Annotated in this window: 18 protein-coding genes and 1 pseudogene; 12 read left to right on the top strand and 7 right to left on the bottom strand. The window is 68.4% G+C overall.

Translation table 11 applies throughout. The features are described 5' to 3' along the window. The first annotated feature begins 4 nt into the window (after positions 1-4). The 5 genes and pseudogenes from garD (at position 5) to WG902_RS11450 (ending at position 6,613) form a co-directional block, all read left to right on the top strand. Positions 5-1,564 (top strand): galactarate dehydratase, encoded by a 1,560-nt coding sequence (garD, locus tag WG902_RS11470; RefSeq protein ID WP_340060214.1) that lies wholly within the window; start codon positions 5-7, stop codon positions 1,562-1,564. Between the two features lie 13 nt (positions 1,565-1,577). After that, complete coding sequence (gene gudD, locus WG902_RS11465; protein WP_340060213.1) at positions 1,578-2,903, top strand: glucarate dehydratase; 1,326 nt, start codon at positions 1,578-1,580, stop codon at positions 2,901-2,903. Between the two features lie 122 nt (positions 2,904-3,025). Then, a complete protein-coding gene (locus tag WG902_RS11460; RefSeq protein WP_340060212.1) occupies positions 3,026-4,465 on the top strand; it encodes an aldehyde dehydrogenase family protein in 1,440 nt (479 codons plus the stop codon). A gap of 58 nt (positions 4,466-4,523) precedes the next feature. Further along, a pseudogene (locus WG902_RS11455) lies at positions 4,524-5,617 on the top strand (SMP-30/gluconolactonase/LRE family protein). Between the two features lie 21 nt (positions 5,618-5,638). Next, positions 5,639-6,613: a Bug family tripartite tricarboxylate transporter substrate binding protein gene (locus tag WG902_RS11450; RefSeq protein ID WP_340060211.1), complete on the top strand. Its 975-nt coding sequence runs from the start codon at positions 5,639-5,641 to the stop codon at positions 6,611-6,613. On the opposite strand, the gene WG902_RS11445 is transcribed toward WG902_RS11450, so the two are convergent. The 3 genes from WG902_RS11445 to WG902_RS11435 form a co-directional block, all read right to left on the bottom strand. Beyond that, positions 6,600-7,643: an NUDIX domain-containing protein gene (locus WG902_RS11445; protein ID WP_340060210.1), complete on the bottom strand. Its 1,044-nt coding sequence runs from the start codon at positions 7,641-7,643 to the stop codon at positions 6,600-6,602. The genes WG902_RS11450 and WG902_RS11445 overlap by 14 nt on opposite strands. A gap of 43 nt (positions 7,644-7,686) precedes the next feature. Beyond that, on the bottom strand, positions 7,687-8,352 hold the full coding sequence (locus tag WG902_RS11440) for a hypothetical protein (RefSeq protein WP_340060209.1): 666 nt from the start codon (positions 8,350-8,352) through the stop codon (positions 7,687-7,689). 131 nt (positions 8,353-8,483) lie between these two features. Continuing rightward, positions 8,484-9,872, bottom strand: a complete 1,389-nt coding sequence (locus WG902_RS11435) for a lytic murein transglycosylase (protein ID WP_340060208.1) — start codon at positions 9,870-9,872, stop codon at positions 8,484-8,486. Between the two features lie 94 nt (positions 9,873-9,966). Between WG902_RS11435 and WG902_RS11430 the strand changes: the two genes are divergently transcribed. Continuing rightward, entirely contained in the window at positions 9,967-10,935 is a 969-nt protein-coding gene (locus tag WG902_RS11430; RefSeq protein ID WP_445263691.1) for a 2-hydroxyacid dehydrogenase, read from the top strand. Positions 10,936-11,039: 104 nt separating this feature from the next. On the opposite strand, the gene WG902_RS11425 is transcribed toward WG902_RS11430, so the two are convergent. Continuing rightward, positions 11,040-11,309 carry a GlsB/YeaQ/YmgE family stress response membrane protein gene (locus tag WG902_RS11425; RefSeq protein ID WP_340060206.1) on the bottom strand — a complete coding sequence of 90 codons (270 nt, stop codon included), beginning with the start codon at positions 11,307-11,309 and terminating at the stop codon, positions 11,040-11,042. Positions 11,310-11,647: 338 nt separating this feature from the next. Here WG902_RS11425 and WG902_RS11420 point away from each other — a divergent pair, with 338 nt between their 5' ends. The 6 genes from WG902_RS11420 (at position 11,648) to WG902_RS11395 (ending at position 15,978) form a co-directional block, all read left to right on the top strand. Continuing rightward, positions 11,648-12,682 (top strand): ABC transporter substrate-binding protein, encoded by a 1,035-nt coding sequence (locus tag WG902_RS11420; RefSeq protein WP_340060205.1) that lies wholly within the window; start codon positions 11,648-11,650, stop codon positions 12,680-12,682. Continuing rightward, positions 12,679-13,512, top strand: a complete 834-nt coding sequence (locus tag WG902_RS11415) for an ABC transporter ATP-binding protein (protein ID WP_340060204.1) — start codon at positions 12,679-12,681, stop codon at positions 13,510-13,512. The genes WG902_RS11420 and WG902_RS11415 overlap by 4 nt, the downstream gene beginning before the upstream one ends. Further along, complete coding sequence (locus WG902_RS11410; RefSeq protein WP_340060203.1) at positions 13,509-14,279, top strand: ABC transporter permease; 771 nt, start codon at positions 13,509-13,511, stop codon at positions 14,277-14,279. Before WG902_RS11415 ends, WG902_RS11410 begins: the two co-directional genes overlap by 4 nt. A 4-nt stretch (positions 14,280-14,283) precedes the next feature. Beyond that, positions 14,284-15,114, top strand: a complete 831-nt coding sequence (locus tag WG902_RS11405; RefSeq protein WP_340060202.1) for an urease accessory protein UreD — start codon at positions 14,284-14,286, stop codon at positions 15,112-15,114. Between the two features lie 137 nt (positions 15,115-15,251). Then, entirely contained in the window at positions 15,252-15,716 is a 465-nt protein-coding gene (locus WG902_RS11400; protein ID WP_340060200.1) for a hypothetical protein, read from the top strand. Between the two features lie 19 nt (positions 15,717-15,735). Then, positions 15,736-15,978 (top strand): hypothetical protein, encoded by a 243-nt coding sequence (locus WG902_RS11395; RefSeq protein ID WP_340060199.1) that lies wholly within the window; start codon positions 15,736-15,738, stop codon positions 15,976-15,978. 9 nt (positions 15,979-15,987) lie between these two features. Here WG902_RS11395 and urtE read toward each other — a convergent pair whose 3' ends face one another. The 3 genes from urtE to urtC all read right to left on the bottom strand — a co-directional run bounded on the left by urtE (position 15,988) and on the right by urtC (position 18,717). Then, positions 15,988-16,680 carry an urea ABC transporter ATP-binding subunit UrtE gene (gene urtE / locus WG902_RS11390; protein ID WP_340060198.1) on the bottom strand — a complete coding sequence of 231 codons (693 nt, stop codon included), beginning with the start codon at positions 16,678-16,680 and terminating at the stop codon, positions 15,988-15,990. 160 nt (positions 16,681-16,840) lie between these two features. Next, positions 16,841-17,716, bottom strand: coding sequence for an urea ABC transporter ATP-binding protein UrtD (gene urtD, locus WG902_RS11385; protein ID WP_340060197.1), 876 nt, complete (start codon positions 17,714-17,716; stop codon positions 16,841-16,843). Then, positions 17,713-18,717: an urea ABC transporter permease subunit UrtC gene (gene urtC / locus WG902_RS11380; protein WP_340060196.1), complete on the bottom strand. Its 1,005-nt coding sequence runs from the start codon at positions 18,715-18,717 to the stop codon at positions 17,713-17,715. Before urtC ends, urtD begins: the two co-directional genes overlap by 4 nt. Positions 18,718-18,919: the final 202 nt, after the last annotated feature.

Here is an 18,919-nt window from a genome sequence, read left to right as displayed (position 1 = left end):
CGCCATGAATTCGACTCCCCGCCGCATCCGCATGCACGAGGCGGACAACGTGGCCATCGTCGCCAACGATGGCGGCCTGGCCGAGGGCGCCGCGTTCGAGGATGGGCTGGTGCTGCGCGAACGGGTGCCGCAAGGCCACAAGGTGGCGCTCGCCGACATCCCGTCCGGCAGCGAAGTGCGGCGCTACGACGTGGTGATCGGCCGCGCGCTGAAGGACATCCGCGCCGGCAGCTGGGTGCACGAGCGCCTGCTGGCGATGCCGGATGCGGCGGGCCTGGAAGGCCTGCCGATGGCCACCGTCAAGCCGGCCGCGCAGGAGCCGCTGGAGGGGTACACCTTCGAGGGCTTCCGCAATGCCGACGGCAGCGTCGGCACGCGCAACATCCTGGCGATCACGCAGACGGTGCAATGCGTGGCGGGCGTCACCGAATTCGCCCTGGAGCGCATCCGCAAGGAACTGCTGCCGCGCTATCCGAACGTCGACGACGTCGTCGCGCTGGAGCACGGCTACGGCTGCGGCGTGGCGATCGACGCGCCGGATGCGGTGGTGCCGATCCGCACACTGCGCAACATCAGCCTGAACCCCAACTTCGGCGGCGAAGTGATGGTGGTGAGCCTGGGTTGCGAGAAGCTGCAGCCCGAGCGGCTGCTTCCTCCGGGCACCATTCCGCTGATCGACCAGCGCCAGGAAGGGAACGCCGCGCTCGACGTCGTGCGGCTGCAGGACGACGCCCACGTCGGCTTCATGTCGATGGTGGAGTCCATCATGCGGCAGGCCGAAGTGCACCTGAAGAAGCTGAATGCGCGCCGCCGCGAGACGGTGCCGGCGAGCGAGCTGGTGGTCGGCGTGCAGTGCGGCGGCAGCGACGCCTTCTCCGGCGTCACGGCCAATCCGGCCGTGGGGTATTGCACCGACCTGCTGGTGCGCGCCGGCGCCACCGTCATGTTTTCCGAAACAACCGAGGTGCGCGACGGCGTCGCGCAGCTCACCGCACGCGCCAGCACGCCCGAGGTGGCGCAGGCCATCGTGCGCGAGATGGCCTGGTACGACGCGTACCTGCAGCGCGGCAGCGTCGACCGCAGCGCGAACACGACGCCCGGCAACAAGGCCGGCGGCCTGTCGAACATCGTCGAGAAGGCGATGGGCTCGATCGTCAAGTCCGGCAGCGCGCCGATCTCCGGCGTGCTTTCGCCCGGCGAGAAGCTGCCGCACAAGGGCCTGTTCTACGCCGCCACGCCGGCCAGCGACTTCATCTGCGGCACGCTGCAACTGGCCGCCGGCATGAACCTGCACGTCTTCACCACCGGCCGCGGCACGCCTTACGGCCTGGCCGAGGTGCCGGTGATCAAGGTGGCCACGCGCAGCGACCTGGCGCGCCGCTGGCACGACCTGATGGACCTGAACGCCGGCGTCATCGCCGACGGCGAAGCCACCATCGAGGACGTGGGCTGGCAACTGTTCCGCCTGATGCTCGACGTGGCCAGCGGCCGCAGGAAGACCTGGGCCGAGCAATGGAAGCTGCACAACGCCCTGGTGCTGTTCAACCCGGCTCCCGTGACCTGATTCCCTTTCCTTCATGACCGCCCCCATCGTCAAGAGCATGCGCGTCGTCCCCGTGGCGGGACGCGACGGCATGCTGCTCAACCTCTCCGGCGCGCACGCGCCCTTCTTCACCCGCAACATCGTCCTCGTCACCGACAGCGCCGGCCACACCGGCCTGGGCGAAGTGCCGGGCGGCGAGAAGATCCGCCAGACGCTGGAGGACGCCCGCCCGCTGGTCGAAGGCCAGGGCATCGGCAACCTGCAGGCGGTCCTGAATGCCATGCGCGCGAAGTTCGCCGACCGCGATGCCGGCGGTCGCGGCAACCAGACCTTCGACCTGCGCACGACCATCCATGCGGTCACGGCCGTCGAATCGGCGCTGCTGGACCTGCAGGGCCAGCACATGGGCGTGCCGGTGGCGGCGCTGCTCGGCGAAGGCCAGCAACGTGAAGCCGTGCAGATGCTCGGCTACCTGTTCTACGTCGGCGACCGCAAGAAAACCAACTTGCCGTACGCATCCGAGCCCGACACCCGGGACGACTGGCTGCGCCTGCGGCACGAGGAAGCGATGACGCCCGAGGCGATCGTGCGGCTGGCCGAGGCCGCGCATAAGCGCTACGGCTTCCAGGACTTCAAGTTGAAGGGCGGCGTGCTGGGCGGCGACGAGGAAGTCGAAGCCGTCACCGCATTGCATGCGCGCTTTCCGCAAGCGCGCGTCACGCTGGACCCGAACGGCGGCTGGCTGCTCAAGGATGCCATTCGCCTGGGCAAGAAGATGCAGGGCATCGTGGCCTACGCGGAGGACCCCTGCGGCGCCGAAGATGGTTTCTCCGGACGCGAAGTGATGGCGGAGTTCCGCCGCGCCACCGGCTTGCCGACGGCCACCAACATGGTGGCGACGGACTGGCGCCAGTTGGCCCATTCGCTCGCGCTGCAATCGGTGGACATCCCGCTGGCCGACCCGCACTTCTGGACCATGGCCGGCTCGGTGCGCGTGGCCCAGACCTGCCGCGACTGGGGCCTGACCTGGGGCTCGCATTCCAACAACCATTTCGACATCTCGCTTGCGATGTTCACCCACGTCGGCGCCGCGGCGCCCGGCAAGGTGACCGCCATCGACACCCACTGGATCTGGCAGGACGGCCAGCGCCTGACGAAGGCGCCGCTGCAGATTCGCGGCGGCTACGTCGAGGTGCCGAAGAAGCCCGGCCTGGGCATCGAGATCGACGAAGCGGAACTGGCGAAAGCCAACGCCCTGTACCAGCAGCACGGCCTGGGCGCGCGCGACGATGCGATCGCCATGCAGTTCCTGGTGCCGGGATGGAAGTTCGATCCGAAGCGGCCGTGCCTGGTGCGGTGATGCATTGCTCCCTCTCCCCTCTGGGGAGAGGGCCGGGGTGAGGGGCATGCGCGCCACCACCCTCACCCCGACCCTCTCCCGCCAAGCGGGAGAGGGAGTCGTCTTTCAAGGAGACCGAACAAATGTTCAAGAACCTCATCAACGGCGAGTGGGTCGAAGCGACCCGCGTCTCGCGCAACATCAACCCGTCGGACACGCGCGACCTCGTGGGTGAGTACGCGCAGGCGGACGCCGGGCAGGCGCGCGCAGCGATCGGCGCCGCCGCCAAGGCACAAGCCGCCTGGAGCGTCTCCACGCCGCAGCAGCGCTTCGACATCCTCGATGCCGCGGGCGCGGAGATCCTGGCGCGCCGCAACGAGCTGGGCGACCTGCTCGCGCGCGAGGAAGGCAAGACGCTGCCGGAAGCGATCGGCGAAGTCGCCCGCGCGGGCAACATCTTCAAGTTCTTCGCCGGCGAGGCCCTGCGCGTCGGCGGGGAAGTGGTGCCTTCCGTGCGCCCGGGTGTCGGCGTCGAAGTCACGCGCGAGCCCGTCGGCGTCGTCGGCCTGATCACGCCCTGGAACTTTCCCATCGCGATTCCCGCCTGGAAGATCGCCCCGGCGCTGGCCTTCGGGAACACCGTGGTGCTGAAGCCTGCCGACCTGGTGCCGGGCAGCGCCTGGGCCATCGCCGACATCCTGCACCGCGCGGGCCTGCCGGCCGGCGTGTTCAACCTGGTGATGGGCCGAGGCTCGGAAGTCGGGCAGGTGCTGCTGGATGACAAGCGCGTCAACGCCATCAGCTTCACCGGCTCCGTCGCCACCGGCCAGCGCATCGCGGCAGCCTGCGTCGCCCGCATGGCCAAGTTCCAGCTCGAGATGGGCGGCAAGAACCCGATGGTGGTGCTGGACGACGCCGACCTCGACGTGGCCGTGAACGCCGCCATCAACAGCGGCTTCTTCTCCACCGGCCAGCGCTGCACCGCCTCGTCGCGCCTGATCGTGACCGAAGGCATCCACGACCGCTTCGTCGAAGCGATGGCCGCGCGCATCCGCACCCTGAAGGTGGACGACGCCCGAAAGGCCGGCACCGAGATCGGCCCCGTCGTGGACGAGAAGCAGCTGGCGCAGGACCTGGAATACATCGCCATCGGCAAGAGCGAGGGAGCGCGCCTGGTCGCCGGCGGCGATGCGATGCAGAAGAACGCCGACGGCGCGCCCGGCTACTACCTGAAGCCGGCGCTGTTCGCGGACACCACGCCCGCCATGCGCATCAACAAGGAAGAGATCTTCGGCCCCGTGGTGAGCGTGCTGCGCGCGAAGAATTACGAGGAGGCGCTGGCGCTTGCCAACGACACCGAATTCGGCCTGGCCGCCGGCATCGCCACCACCTCGCTCAAGCACGCGACGCACTTCAAGCGCCACTCGCAAGCCGGCATGGTGATGGTGAACCTGCCGACGGCAGGCGTGGACTACCATGTGCCGTTCGGCGGTCGCAAGGGCTCCAGCTATGGCCCGCGCGAGCAGGGACGCTATGCGGCGGAGTTCTACACCACGGTGAAGACCGCCTACACCCAGGCCTGATCACGACCCGGCCCCCGTGCGGCCGGCCGCCGCAAAGAAAACCGTGGAGGAGACATCCATGCCACAAGAAGCATCCCGCCGCAGCCTGCTCAAGGCGATCGCGGCCACCGGGCTCGGCGCACTGGGCGGCAACGCCCTCGCGCAGGCCTTTCCCTTCACGCCGAACCAGCGCTATCCGGACCCTTCCGTCCTGATCCTGGATCCATCGTTCGCGCGCTATCGCATTTACAGCAGCACGGTGGAGCAGGTGGCCACGGGCATGCGCTGGGCCGAGGGGCCGGTGTACTTCCCGGAGGGCGGCTATGTGCTGGTGAGCGACATCCCGAACAACCGGATCATGAAGTTCGACGAGCGCACCAACGCGTTCTCGGTGTTCCGTGCGAACGCGAACTACGCCAACGGCAACGCCGCGACCGCCAGGGCCGCCTGCTCACCTGCGAGCACTCGGTGACGCGGCGCGTGACGCGCACCGAGCGCGACGGCCGCATCACCGTGCTGGCCGATGCGTTCGAAGGCAAGCGGCTGAACGCGCCGAACGACATCGTGGCGAGGTCGGACGACAGCATCTGGTTCACCGACCCCCTGTTCGGCATCAACGGGGAGTGGGAAGGCACGCGCGCGCGGCCTGACCAGGCCACCACCAACGTCTACCGCATCGGGTCGGATGGCCGCATCGGCGCCGTCATCACCGACCTGGTGAACCCCAACGGCCTGGCGTTCTCGCCGGACGAGAAGAAGCTGTACGTGGTGGAGTGGCGCGGCACGCCCAACCGCAGCATCTGGAGCTATGACGTCGGCGCCGACAACACGGTGTCGAACAAGACCAAGCTGATCGACGCGGCCGACCAGGGCGCGCTGGACGGCTTCAAGGTCGACCGCGACGGCAACCTGTGGTGCGGCTGGGGCAGCAACGGCGCGCTGCAGGCCGAGGCGACCGACGTCGGCAACCGCAAGGTGTTCCAGTTGCGCGGACGCTCCGAGGACCTCGACGGCGTGATGGTCTTCAATCCGCAAGGCAAGCCGCTCGCCTTCATCCGGCTGCCCGAACGCTGCGCGAACCTCACCTTCGGCGGCCCCAAGAACAACCGCCTGTACATGGCAAGCTGCCATTCGCTGTACGCCTTGTATGTCGAGAGCCACGGCGCCGCCTGAACGAACCCCCAAGGAGACTGCATGAAGAACCTCAACCGCCGCCAGGCCCTGTTGTCCACCGCCGCCGCGATCGCCGCGCCGGCCGCATTCGCCCAGGCCGACCGCTGGCCCTCCAGGGCGATCCGCATCGTCGTGCCCTACCCGCCCGGCGGCTCCTCGGACATCATCGCGCGCGCGATCAGCAACGTCCTTTCGGAGTCGCTCAAGCAGTCGGTGGTCGTGGACAACAAGCCCGGCGCCAACGGCAACCTCGGCGCCGACCTGGTGGCGAAGTCCGCCCCGGACGGCTACACGATGCTGCTGTGCGACGTCGGCGCGCTGGCGATCTCGCCTTCCATGTACCCGAAGCTGCCGTTCGATCCGTCGACGGAATTGCGCGGCGTCACCATGCTGGCGTATTCGCCGCACCTGCTGGTGGTGCATCCGTCGGTGCCGGTGAACAACGTCAAGGAACTGGTCGCGCTGTCCAAGCAGAAGGACCTGAACTTCGCGGTCAGCGGCACCGGCGGCGCACCCCACCTGGCGGGCGTCGCGCTGGCCCAGGCGGTGGGCGCGCGCTGGCAGTACGTGCCGTACAAGGGCGGCAGCCAGGCCATCACCGGCACCATCGGCGGCGAAACGCAGGTGATGATGAACGGGATGCTGGCGACCTATCCGCACGTGCAGGGCGGCAAGCTCAAGCTGCTGGCGGTGTCGAAGCGCACGCGCATGCCCCTCATCGGCGAAGTGCCGACGATCGCCGAACAGGGCGTGCCGGGCTTCGAGTCCGGCAGCTGGCAGGGCATGCTGGTGCCGAAGGGCACGCCGGACTCCATCGTGCAGAAGATCAACGCCGCCTTGATCGGCGCGATCCGCAGCGCCGACGTGCGCGCGCGCCTCACCGGCCAGGGCGCCGAAGTGGTGACGATGACGCCGGCGGAGCAGGACGCATTCTTCGCGCAGGAGCGCAAGCGCTGGGCCCAGGTCGTCGCACAGGGCAACGTCAAGCCGGAGTGATCCCCAGGAAGCTGTCGAGGATGTGGAAGTGGTCGTCGTGGAACTGGTCCTCCAGCGAGGGCAGTTCCGCGATGGGGACCCAGCGCGCCTCCTCGGCGTCGTCGCTGCCGGCGATCTCCGGCCGCATCCGGTCGCCCAGCTCGAAGTAGAAGGCGTGGGTGATCACCCGGCCGCGCTGGCTGCGGTCCGGGTGGTCGAAGATGCGCATCGCCTTGCAGGCATGCTCCATCTCCTGCGGCAGCAGCTCGAAACCCGTTTCCTCCTGCAGCTCGCGCAGCGCCGACTGGTAGGCCGTCTCGCGCTGCTCGATGAAGCCGCCCGGCACCGCCAACAGTCCCTTGCCGGGCACGCGGCCGCGCCGGATCAGCAGCACCTCGTCGCCGACGCGGACCACGGCATCCACCGTCACCAGCACCGGCGGGTAAGGCGAGCCGGCCCACTTGTCATTCTCCACGGCGAGCTCCCGCCATTCCTCGCGCAGGCGCGCAAAGAAGGGCAGCTGCGTCCACGCGCGCAGGAAATCGATCGTGCCGGGCGGGACCTGGCTCGAGATCGCGGCCAGCCCGCCCTCGGTGGTGTCGGCGCTGAACAGCGCGGCGCGCAGGGCCTTGCCATGCACTTCGCCTTGCCGGCCGACGTCGTGCACCGGCCAGCCGGGCGAGAAGTCATCGACGTATTCGCTGGTCGGGTCCTTGCGGTGGGCCACCAGCACGATGCGCGCATTCGGAGAGCCGGTCAGCCGCGCCATCTCCTTGCGCACCGACGCCACCCACCGCTTCTGGTCGTAGACGTCGCGCAGCGCGATGAACTCGACGCGGGCCCGTTCTTCTTCGGTCAGCGCCAGGCGGATCGTTTCGACGCGCTCGGCGAAGGTGAACGGGTTGCGAGGCGATCGCGCGTTGTGCGCCGAGCCGACCAGCACGGCGCAGCGCGGCGCCAGCCGCAGCGCCTCGCGCAGCATTGCGAGGTGCGCGGCATGGAAAGGCTGGAAGCGGCCGATGCAGACGGCCCATTCGTGGTTGGCGGACATGCCGCCCATTCTGCGGGAGCCCCGCGCCGCCGGGGCCCGCGCCTCAGAGCCGGCCGAGGCCCGCGAAGGTGCTCATCGCGGCGGATCGATGCGGCGCCAGCGTGATGCAGGCCTGCGTCACGCCCTGCTCGTCCATTTCCGTCGTGATGACCGCGTCGTTCACCGAATGGGCGAAGTCGCCGCCCAGCAGCTCGTGTGTTTCCGCCGAGACCAGGATGGTGCCGGCCGCCGTGCGCGCCAGCGCAGCCTCCGCTTGTTCCATCTCCGGCCCGACGACCATGCGATGGCTGCGGCCCCCCAGCTCGAAGCAGGCCACCATGCACAGGTCCGTGCTGACGGCGGTGCGCACGAGATGGCCTTCGGACAGGCGCTGCAGCACGACGGCGGCTTCCAGCGCTGTATCCGCCCTGGCGAACGACAGGACCAGGTCCGCGCGGGTCGCGATCTGCACCTCGCCGCCCAGGCACGCCGCCAGCCGCTCCAGCTCGCCGCGGTCGATGCCGGGCAGCGGCGCGTCGCAGGCCAGCAGCGTGAGCTGGCGCGCCTCGAACCGGATGGTGGTGCAAGCGTCGCCCAGGAACAGCTCGCGCCAGAAGCCGATGTCACCGCGCCAGAGCACCTGCTGCGAAAGCGATTCGAGCAGCATCGCGTCACGCCGGCCGCTCGCGTCCTGCCTGCGCCCCATCGATCCCGTCATGTCCCGGTCCATGTCCTGTCTCCCGTACAACGTTTGTTTGAATGCACCGGCAGCTCGGCCGGTGTTTCAAAGTGTTGCACCTGGCGGCACCGGCAACAAGCCTCGAAGCGCCTAAGCCATGCAGGCGTTCTACCTAAGCCTGGTCAGGGGGACATCAGCAGCTGCATGGTGCGCTGGCCCGCGCGCCGCGCCGGCGGCAAGCCCTTGGCCACCAGTTCCGCGGCGATGGCGTCCCGCGTGTTGCGGCCCATCACCCCATCTGCCCGGACCAGGGTGTGGCCGCGCTGCACCAGCCACGCCTGCAGTTCGCGCACCTGCGCGCGCGACAGCCCGGGATCGTCCGTGGGCCACGGTGTCACGAATCCGCTGCCACCGGCAAGGCGCGTGGCCAGCAGCGCCACCTCCATCACGTAACGCTCGGAGTTGTTGTAGCGGTAGATCGTGTTGAAGTTGCGCGAGACCAGAAAAGCCGGGCCGGGCAAGCCCACCGGCAGGAAGGGATAAAGCTCCGGATCGCCGGGCGCCTGCAGTGGCGCCGCCTGGCCGTTGGGCGCAAAGCCTGTCCAGCCCATGGCCACCCACTCCGAGAGTTTCCTCGCCTGCGCCTGCAGCCGGATCGACTTGCCGGTGGCGGCGAATGCGGCTTGCTGCTCCTTCGGGATCGTGACTTCCAGGTAAGGCGGCACGCCGGCCAACCAGCCGCCGCGCGTCTTCAGGTGGTTGGCGGTGGTGGCCCAGGAATCGGGCTCCGAGTTGATGATGTCGGACACGCCGTCGCCGTCGAAGTCCACGCCGAGCTGCTCGAAGCTGTCGGGAACGAACTGCGTGCGGCCGAACGCGCCCGCCCACGAGCCTTGCCAGTTCTCGGGGCGCACCTTGCGGTCGCGCACCAGCCGCACCGCGGCATAGGCGCGCTCGCGCGACAGGCAGGCCGTGGTGCGCTCGGGCGGGCAGGGCCGCAGGCAGGCAAGCGTCAGCGTCGAATCCAGCACCGGGATCCGGCCTTGCGCCGGGCCGTAGTTGGTTTCGATGCCGTAGATGGCGACGATCACTTCCCTGGGAATGCCGAACTGTGTTTCGACGCGCTGCAAGGTGGCAGTGTTCGCGGCCAGCACGCGCTGACCTTCGCGCACGCGGTCGTCGTCGGTCGTCGCCGCCAGTTCGTCCCACCAGAAGGTGGGCTCGCCGGCCTGCACCAGGAGCGACTGGCGCACGCGGTCGTCATAACGCGCACTGGCCGTGATGCGCAGGAAGTCCTCGCGCGCCAGCGGCCGGCCGGCCGAACCCGTCACCTCGCCGAGCTGCTGGACGCAGGCGGCGAACTGCTCCGGCGCCATCGCCTGGGCGATCAGCGGATTGGCAGACGCAGCCGCGGTGGGCGCCGACGAAGCCGCAGTCGGGGCCGACGCGGCCGCGGTGGAGGCCGACGCAGGCGGCGCCGGCGCCGGTGCTTGCGCTTGCGCGAAAACCTGGGTGACGCACAGCGCCACTGCGAAAACGGCTGCGCTACGCCTGGAAAAAAGCGGTGCCATGGTGGATGCCTGGGGGTTCGGCCCAGTATAGGGTGGCGGCCGGCGCTGCGGGGTCGATTGCACGACAATCGAATCCTCCGCCACCACCCTGGTCATCGCCGTGAGCCAACGCCCCGCCCTGCTGCAAACGATTTCGCTGCTGCCCTCCCTGGAACGCAAGCTTGCTGAAACCTACGACGTGCATCACCTGCCGGCGGCCGGCGCCGAACGCGACGCCTTGCTCGCCGCCCGCGGCGCGGAGTTCGTCGGGCTCGTCACCTCCGCGGGCAGCGGCGCCGATGCCGCGTTGCTCGGCGCGCTGCCGAAACTGCGCGTGATCTCCAGCTTCGGCGTCGGCCTGGACAAGCTGGACCTCGAAGCGGCGAGGAAGCGCGGCTTGCCGGTGGGCTACACGCCCGACGTGCTGAACGATTGCGTGGCCGACCTCGCGTTCGCGCTGATGCTGGCGATTGGCCGCCGCATCCCCGAAGGGGACCGTTACGTGCGAGCCGGCCGTTGGGTCGAAAAAGGCGCGCCGCCGTTTCCGTTCGGACGGCAGGTCAGCGGCGCCAGGCTTGGCGTCGTCGGCCTCGGCCGCATCGGCCGCACCGTCGCCAAGCGGGCGGGTGGGTTCGACATGGACGTGAGGTACCACAGCCGCCGCCCGGTGGAAGGCGTGGCGTGGCAGCACGAGCCGAAGCTGGTGGAGCTGGCGCGCTGGGCGGACTTCCTGGTGGTGATCACCGCGGGTGGCGCGGAAACCCGCCACCTGGTCAACGCCGAAGTGCTGGATGCCCTGGGCACCAAGGGCTACATCGTCAACGTGGCACGCGGCACCGTCATCGACGAAGCGGCGCTGGTGAGGGCACTGCAGGAAAAGCGCATCGGCGGCGCGGCGCTCGACGTGTTCGAGCGGGAGCCGCAGGTGCCGCCGGAACTTTTCTCCCTGGACAACGTGGTGATGGTGCCGCACATCGCGAGCGCCACGGTGCAGACGCGCGAGGCCATGGGCCAGCGCGTGCTGGACAACCTGGCCGCCGGCCTGGCCGGCCGTCCGATGCCGAGCGATGCGACGGCGGGCTGACGCGCAGCGACGCGCAACGCTGCGCCCAAAAGAAAAGGAGCGCCCGACCGGCGCTCCATGCGGGCGCGAGGCCCGCGGGAATTCGTTTCTTTTGTCTGTTCTGCTTAGCGGACGCGGCCGCGGCGGAACAGGTTCACGATGGCCAGCAGGATGATCGCGCCCACCAGGGACACGACGATCGAGCCGATGCTGATGTTGCCCGAGTTGATCGTGCCCACGCCCACCAGGGGGGAGATGAGCCAACCGCCCAGGAACGCACCGACGATACCCACCACAACGTTCAGCAGCATGCCCTGCTGGCCGTCGGTGCGCATGACGAGACTGGCCAGCCAGCCGACGATGCCGCCAATGATCAACCAAATCAGAAAACCCATATCGCACTCCTTGTGCCGCGAGCGGCGTGTTGTTGAAAAGGTCGGGCCGTGACCCCCGGGGGAGGCCCCTCCCACCTGCCCTTGGAGGGCCGGTGTGATCACTATGGTTGGGGCTCCGTGGCGCGGGCGTAGTCACGTGTAAAGCGAAGGGGTGCGGTCCCGGCGCGTGGCAGCGTCGGACAACGCCTCACCGGCGCGGGTTTTTTTCACGCCGGAAGCGCTCGAACCGGACCCGAATGGCAGCTGGGCCACAATATGCGGCTGCAACGACGGCTGGCGGCATCGATCTTGCTACCTGTCCGGGGTCTACTTCCACTTCCAGTCTTTCGGAGCTTCCAATGCAAAAGCGGGTCTTTCTCCAGCTGGCCGGCACGGCCGCACTGTTCGCCGCGGTCTCCGCCGCCGCCCAGCCGGTCACCCCCATCAAGTTCCAGCTCGACTGGCGCTTCGAAGGCCCCGCCGCCTTCTTCCTGCTGCCGGTGGCCAAGGGCTATTTCAAGGACGCGAAACTCGACGTCCAGGTCGACGCCGGCACCGGCTCCGGCGCCGCCGTGCAGCGCGTGGCCAGCGGCACCTACGACATGGGCTTCGCCGACATGGCGGCGCTGATGGAGTTCCACGCCAACAACCCCGACGCGCCCAACAAGCCGGTCGGCGTGATGATGGTCTACAACAACACGCCGGCCGCCGTGATGGTGCTCAAGAAGTCCGGCATCAAGTCCGTCGCCGACCTCAATGGCAAGAAACTCGGCGCGCCCGTGTTCGACGCCGGCCGCCGCGGCTTCCCGATCTTCCAGAAGGCCAACAACATCTCCAGCGTGACCTGGGTGTCGATGGACCCGCCGCTGCGCGAAACGATGCTGGCGCGCGGCGACGTCGACGCCATCACCGGCTTCTCCTTCACCTCGCTGCTCAACCTGGAAGCGCGCGGCGTCAAGGCCGAGGACGTGACGACCTTCATGTACCCGAACCACGGCGTCAAGCTGTATGGCAACGTCATCATCGCGTCGCCCAAGCTGATTCGCGAGAACCCGGCGGCCATCAAGGCGTTCCTGGCGGCTTTTGCCAAGGGCGCGAAGGACGTGATGGCCGATCCGGACGCGTCGGTGGAATACATCAAGCAGCGCGACGGCATCATCAGCACCGACCTGGAAAAGCGCCGCCTGCGCATGGCGATCAACGACGTCATCGCCAGCCCGGATGCCCGCGCGGAAGGCTTCGGCCAGGTGAACCCGGGCCGCATGTCGCTGATGGCCTCGCAAGTCTCCGACGCCTTCGCCACCAAGACGCGTGTCAATCCGGAGACGGTGTGGAACGGCTCCTTCCTGCCGACGAAGGCAGAGCTCAACGTGCTGTCCACCCCCAGGAAATGAGCGCGGGGAACGACAGCGCGTTCATCGATTTTCAGGACGTCTGGCTAGCCTACAACGACGAATTGCTCCGCGAGGGGCAGTTCGCGGTGGAGGCGATCGACCTGCAGGTGGGGCAAGGCGAGTTCATCGCCATCGTCGGCCCCTCGGGCTGCGGCAAGTCCACCTTCATGAAGCTCGCCACGGGGCTGCGCGGCCCGTCGCGCGGCCGCATCCGCATCGACGGCCAGCCGGTGACCGGCCCGCTGAAGATTTCCGGCATGGCGTTCCAGGCGCCGTCGCTGCTGCCCTGGCGCACGACCGTCGACAACGTGCTGCTGCCGCTGGAGATCGTGGAGCCGTACCGCAGCAACTTCAAGCAAAAGCGCCAGCAATACGAAGCCCGCGCCCGCGCCCTGCTGCAGAAGGTGGGCCTGGGCGGCTACGAGGACAAGTTCCCGTGGCAGCTCTCGGGCGGGATGCAGCAGCGCGCCAGCATCTGCCGCGCGCTGATCCACGAACCCAAGATGCTGCTGCTCGACGAGCCGTTCGGCGCGCTCGACGCCTTCACGCGCGAGGAGCTGTGGTGCATCCTGCGTGACCTCTGGACCGAGCAGCGTTTCAACGTGATCCTGGTGACGCACGACCTGCGCGAGTCGGTGTTCCTGGCGGACACCGTGTACGTGATGAGCAAAAGCCCGGGGCGCTTCGTGATCCGGCGTGAGATCGCCTTGCCGCGGCCACGCGAGCTGGAGGTGACGTACACCAAGGAGTTCACCGACATCGTGTACGAGTTGCGCGGCCACATCGGTGCGATGCGCGGCAGCCCGGCGGCGACGGTGGCGGCGCGATGAAGCCGCATCCGCATTTCGAGCGCTGGGCCCCGGTGCTGCTGGCCGCGGCGCTGGTGCTGCTGTGGCAGGTGGTGGTGACGGCGCTGGCCATTCCCGAATACCTGTTCCCCAGCCCTTGGCAGATCGCGCAGCAGTTCGTCGAGTTCAAGGGGCCGTTGCTGGCCGCCGCGTGGAGCACCTTGTGGGTGACGACGGTGGGCTTTGGCATCGCCATCGTGGTCGGCGTGCTGCTCGGCTTCCTCGTCGGCTCCTCGCGCATCGCCTACGCGGCGGTCTATCCGCTGATGGTCGGCTTCAACGCGGTGCCCAAGGCGGCCATCGTGCCGATCCTGGTGGTGTGGTTCGGCATCGGCATCGGGCCGGGCATCCTCACGGCCTTCCTGATCTCCTTTTTCCCGATCACGGTGAACATCGCCACCGGCCTGGCCACGCTGGAGCCGGAGCTGGAGGACGTGCTGCGGGTGCTGGGCGCCAAGCGCTGGGACGTGCTGGTGAAGGTGGGCCTGCCACGCGCCATGCCCTACTTCTACGGCTCGCTGAAGATCGCGATCACGCTGGCCTTCGTCGGCACGGTGCTGGCGGAGATGACGGCGGGCGACTCCGGCATCGGCAACCTGATCCAGACGGCGGGCAGCCAGCAGCGCATGCCGCTGGCCTTCGCGGGACTGGTCACCATCAGCGTGATGGCGATGGCCATGTACGAGATGTTCAGCTGGCTGGAGAAGCACACGACTGCGTGGGCACATCGCGGGTCCCAGGCCCACTGAGCCCATGTCCTGGCATGCCAGCCTGAAGCTGGACTACTCGCGCGAAGACGGCCGCAGCGTTGCCCGCTTCGCGCACGACGGACCGCTGCGCATCCTGCAAAGCCTCTGGCCGGAAGGCGATGCGATCTGCCACAACGTGCTGGTGCACCCGCCCGGCGGGCTGGTGGGCGGCGACACGCTGGAAGTGCGCGTCACGGGCGCCGAAGGCAGCCACGGCCTGGTGACCACTCCGGGGGCATCGCGCTTTTATCGCAGCGACGGCGACATCGCGCTGCAGGACGTGCGCATCCGGCTCGAAGCGGGCGCCAGGCTGGAATGGCTGCCGCTCGAAGCGCTGTACTACAGCGGCTGCAAGGCGCACAACAGGATGGTCATGGACCTGGCCCCCGGCGCGGAACTGCTCGGGTGGGACGTGGCCGCCCTCGGCCTGCCGCAGGCGGCGCAGCCTTTCGTGCGTGGCAACGTGTTGCAGCACATCGAACTGTCCGGCCATTGGCTCGAGCGCGGCCGCATCGCCGCGGAAGATGCGCGCCTGATGGACGGGCCACTCGGCCTGGCCGGCCATCGCTGCCTGGCCAGCCTGTTCTTCGCGGCCGGCAGCGAGTGGCCCCGCGCCCGGCGCGACGCGCTGCTGGACGCAGCGCGCGAGGTGATCGCGTCCCACTCGCTGGCCGCGAGCGCCGGCGCCACGTCACCCTGCGCGCAGGTGGTCGTGGTGCGGGTGCTGGCGCCGCTGGTGGAGCCGGCGATGGGGTTGCTGCAGGCGATCCGGCGCGCCTGGCGCCCGCTCGTGTGGTCCACCGAGGGCGCCGACCCGCGCGGCTGGGCCATCTAGGGCGACGGACGCTCGGCCGGAGAGGCCATGTCCTACCCGACCATGGGGCCGGGGCTCCCGCCATCTTGGCAACCCGCTGGCATGCAGGGGGCGGCTCGCGCAGCACACTGGCTTCATCGATTCAAGGAGCCAGAGAAATGAAATCCCAGGACGCACGTTCGAACAAGAGCCTCATTTCCTTCGGCGTGGCCGCCCTGCTGGCCGTGGGCGCCGCGACCGCACAGGTTGCGACCACCGGCATCGACGCCACCGGCCTTTATCAATCCGAGGTGCAGGCCTGCCAGAGCGGCCAGACCCAGCAAAGCCGCGAAGACTGCCTGAAGGAAGCCCGCAATGCGCGCGCCGACAAGCAGCGCGGCGTTCTCGAGAATTCCGGCACCCCCGCGGCGAACGCCATGGGCCGTTGCGACGTGCACACCAGCGGTGAAGACCAGGCGGCCTGCCGCGCCCGCACCATGGGCCTGGGCAGCGCGCAAGGCAGCGTCGCCGGCGGCGGTGTGATCCGCGAAGTCGAAACCGTCGTCATGCCGGCCGGCCAGACGTCGGTGACGATCCAGCCGCAGACGTCTTCCGACCCGGTGGTCCTGGTTCCCGCTCGGTGATCTGCGAAAGGGCGCTGCCATGAATGCCAACGACAACGATCGCAAGGACCCGGGGGAGGCCACTGGGGACGGCAGCGCGAAACACGGTTACCGCAATGAAGTGAGCTGGGACGGCGGCAAGGGCCGCCAGCCGTACACGAACCAGGGCAGCGAGGAACAGGGCGTCGACGCTGCGCCGGAAGCCGAGGCCGGCAATCGCGGTGACGCCTCCGGGCGCAACGCCGAGCAGCTGGACGACGTCAAGGGCAAGCCGCAGCGCTGAGCCGCTGCGCTAGATCGCCACCAGCTGGCGCACGCCCTGCGCTTCCATGTCCTTGCCCGCGCCGCGGGCCACCACTTCCCCCCGCTCCATGACCAGGTACGCGTCGGCCAGTTCCTGGGCGAAGTCGTAGTACTGCTCGACCAACAGGATGCCCATGTCGCCGCGGTCCGCCAGCATGCGGATGACGCGGCCGATGTCCTTGATGATGCTGGGCTGGATGCCTTCGGTGGGTTCGTCCAGCACGAGCAGGCGTGGCCTGGCTGCCAGCGCGCGCGCGATGGCCAGCTGCTGTTGCTGTCCCCCGGACAGGTCGCCGCCGCGCCGTTGCAGCATCTGCTGGAGCACCGGGAACAGTTCGTACAGCTCCGGCGGGATGGGCGTGCCGGACGGCTTGTACGACAGGCCCATGCGCAGGTTTTCCTCGACCGACAGCCGCGCGAAGATCTCGCGGCCCTGCGGCACGAAGCCGATGCCGGCGCGCGCCCGTTCGTAGGGGGTCATGCCGTGGATCGGCTTGCCTTCGAACGCGATGGAGCCGGTCTTGATGGGGACGAGGCCCATGAGCGACTTCAGCAGCGTGGTCTTGCCGACGCCGTTGCGCCCGAGGATGACGGTCACTTCCCCCGTCCTCGCCTCGAGGTTCACGTCCCGCAGGATGTGCGAGCCGCCGTAGTACTGGTTGACTTGTTTGATCGCTAGCATTGTTTACTGCCAACAGCCGGACGCAGAAGGCGCGGAAGTTACGCGGAAGGCGCAGAAGAAGACAGGGAAGAAAGAAAAGAAGAAGACAAAAAAACTCCCTTGGTTTTCTTTTGCGTCTTCTGCGCAACTTCTGCGCCTTCTGCGTCCGGTAGTTCGGTTTTCAACGCCCAAGGTACACCTCGATCACCCGCTCATCCGACTGAACCTGCTCGAGCGTGCCCTCTGCCAGTACGGACCCTTCGTGCAGCACCGTGACCTTCTCGGAGATTGCCTTGATGAAGCTCATGTCGTGCTCCACCACCATCAGCGAATGATGGCCCTTGAGGGTGAGGAACAGCTCCGCGGTGCGGGCGGTTTCCTCGTCGGTCATGCCGGCCACAGGCTCGTCGAGCAGCAGCAGCTTCGGGTCCTGCATCAACAGCATCCCGATCTCCAGCCATTGCTTCTGCCCGTGGCTCAGGTTGCCGGCCTGGCGATGGACGCTGTCGGCGAGGTGGATCGTGCGCAGCACCTGCGCCAGCAGGTCGCTCTGCGCCGAATCGGGCTTGAAGAACATCGAGGCCTTCACGCCCTTGTCCGTCTTCAGCGCCAGCTCCAGGTTCTCGTAGACCGTCAGGTGCTCGAACACTGTCGGCTTCTGGAACTTGCGGCCGATGCCCATCTGCGCGATCTCGGCTTCCTTGTAGCGCAACAGGTCGATGGTGCTGCCGAAGAACACCGTGCCCTCGTCGGGCCGCGTCTTGCCGGTGATGATGTCCATCATCGTCGTCTTGCCGGCGCCGTTGGGCCCGATGATGCAGCGCAGCTCGCCCGGCGCGATGTCCAGCGACAGCTTGTTGATCGCCTTGAAGCCGTCGAAGCTGACGCTCACGTCTTCCAGGTAAAGGATGCGGCCGTGCGCCACGTCCACCACGCCCGACGTCACGGGACGCGAGAAGCCGGCCGCGCGGCCGCCCGACTCCGTGCGGTTGCGCGCCGCCGACTTGCCGTAGGCCGAGGCGCGTCGGGCGCCTTCTTCCATCAGGTCGGGCGTCATGCAACCTTCCTGCGCAGTTTCTTCACCAGCCCCACCACGCCGTCCGGCAGGAACAAGGTGACGGCGATGAACAGCGCGCCCAGGAAGTACAGCCAGAACTCGGGCGCGAACACCGTCAGCCAGCTCTTGGCGCCGCTGACCAGGAAGGCGCCGACGATGGGCCCGACCAGGGACGCGCGGCCGCCCACCGCGGCCCATATGGCGATCTCGATGGAGTTGGCGGGACTCATCTCGCCCGGATTGATGATGCCCACCTGCGGCACGTACAACGCGCCGGCCACGCCGCACATCACCGCGCTCAGCGTCCAGATGGTCAGCTTGTAGCCGAGCGGGTTGTAGCCGGAAAACATGACGCGCGACTCCGCGTCGCGGATCGCCTGCAGCACGCGGCCGAACTTGCTGCCCACCAGCCAGCGCGCCAGCAGGAAGAAGCCGAGCAGCGTGAGCCCGGTGATCACGAACAGCGTCATGCGCGTCTGCGGCGTGGCGATGGCGATGCCGACGATGCGCTTGAAGTCCGTGAAGCCGTTGTTGCCGCCGAAGCCCGTTTCGTTGCGGAAGAACAGCAGCATCGCCGCGTAGGTGAGGGCCTGCGTGATGATCGAGAAGTACACGCCCTTGATGCGCGAGCGGAAGGCGAAGTAGCCGAACACGAAGGCGACGATGCCGGGCACCGCGACGATCAGGATGCAGGTGGCCAGGAAGCTGTCCGAAAACGTCCAGTGCCAGGGCAGCGCCTTCCAGTCCAGGAACACCATGAAATCCGGCAGGTCGCTCTTGTAGTTGCCCTCGCGGCCGATCTGCCGCATGAGGTACATGCCCATCACGTAGCCGCCCAGCGCGAAGAACAGGCCGTGTCCCAGCGACAGGATGCCGGTGTAGCCCCAGATCAGGTCCATCGCCAGCGCGCAGATCGCGTAGCACATGATCTTGCCGACCAGCGCCACCGCGTAGTCGCTCATGTGGAACGCACTGGTGGGCGGAACGACGAGATTCAGCAAGGGCGCGATGGCGCAGACGGCGATGAGGGCGGCGAGGAAGGCGGTCCAGCCGGAGCGGGTGAGGAGCGGCCTCCTCTGCGGCAGTTCCTCCCTCCCCCCCTGGGGGAGGGTTGGGGTGGGGGCGCCCGGTGGAGTGCCGCTCGCCGAAGCGGGCCCCCCCCCCCCCCCCCCCCGGGGGGGGGGGCGGGGGCGCGCCGCGGGC

The organism is Ramlibacter sp. PS3R-8 (genome assembly GCF_037572435.1).
Lineage (GTDB): Bacteria > Pseudomonadota > Gammaproteobacteria > Burkholderiales > Burkholderiaceae_C > Ramlibacter.
The sequence above is the reverse complement of the archived record's forward strand: the minus strand, read 5'-3'. Positions and strand labels throughout refer to the sequence as shown.

What these genes read in the sequence shown, in the direction of transcription:
- garD (WP_340060214.1), top strand. Translation starts at nt 5, where the DNA reads ATGAATTCGACTCCCCGCCGCATCCGCATGCACGAGGCGGACAACGTG.
- gudD (WP_340060213.1), top strand. Translation starts at nt 1,578, where the DNA reads ATGACCGCCCCCATCGTCAAGAGCATGCGCGTCGTCCCCGTGGCGGGA.
- WG902_RS11460 (WP_340060212.1), top strand. Translation starts at nt 3,026, where the DNA reads ATGTTCAAGAACCTCATCAACGGCGAGTGGGTCGAAGCGACCCGCGTC.
- WG902_RS11450 (WP_340060211.1), top strand. Translation starts at nt 5,639, where the DNA reads ATGAAGAACCTCAACCGCCGCCAGGCCCTGTTGTCCACCGCCGCCGCG.
- WG902_RS11445 (WP_340060210.1), bottom strand. Translation starts at nt 7,643, where the DNA reads ATGTCCGCCAACCACGAATGGGCCGTCTGCATCGGCCGCTTCCAGCCT.
- WG902_RS11440 (WP_340060209.1), bottom strand. Translation starts at nt 8,352, where the DNA reads ATGGACCGGGACATGACGGGATCGATGGGGCGCAGGCAGGACGCGAGC.
- WG902_RS11435 (WP_340060208.1), bottom strand. Translation starts at nt 9,872, where the DNA reads ATGGCACCGCTTTTTTCCAGGCGTAGCGCAGCCGTTTTCGCAGTGGCG.
- WG902_RS11425 (WP_340060206.1), bottom strand. Translation starts at nt 11,309, where the DNA reads ATGGGTTTTCTGATTTGGTTGATCATTGGCGGCATCGTCGGCTGGCTG.
- WG902_RS11420 (WP_340060205.1), top strand. Translation starts at nt 11,648, where the DNA reads ATGCAAAAGCGGGTCTTTCTCCAGCTGGCCGGCACGGCCGCACTGTTC.
- WG902_RS11415 (WP_340060204.1), top strand. Translation starts at nt 12,679, where the DNA reads ATGAGCGCGGGGAACGACAGCGCGTTCATCGATTTTCAGGACGTCTGG.
- WG902_RS11410 (WP_340060203.1), top strand. Translation starts at nt 13,509, where the DNA reads ATGAAGCCGCATCCGCATTTCGAGCGCTGGGCCCCGGTGCTGCTGGCC.
- WG902_RS11405 (WP_340060202.1), top strand. Translation starts at nt 14,284, where the DNA reads ATGTCCTGGCATGCCAGCCTGAAGCTGGACTACTCGCGCGAAGACGGC.
- WG902_RS11400 (WP_340060200.1), top strand. Translation starts at nt 15,252, where the DNA reads ATGAAATCCCAGGACGCACGTTCGAACAAGAGCCTCATTTCCTTCGGC.
- WG902_RS11395 (WP_340060199.1), top strand. Translation starts at nt 15,736, where the DNA reads ATGAATGCCAACGACAACGATCGCAAGGACCCGGGGGAGGCCACTGGG.
- urtE (WP_340060198.1), bottom strand. Translation starts at nt 16,680, where the DNA reads ATGCTAGCGATCAAACAAGTCAACCAGTACTACGGCGGCTCGCACATC.
- urtD (WP_340060197.1), bottom strand. Translation starts at nt 17,716, where the DNA reads ATGACGCCCGACCTGATGGAAGAAGGCGCCCGACGCGCCTCGGCCTAC.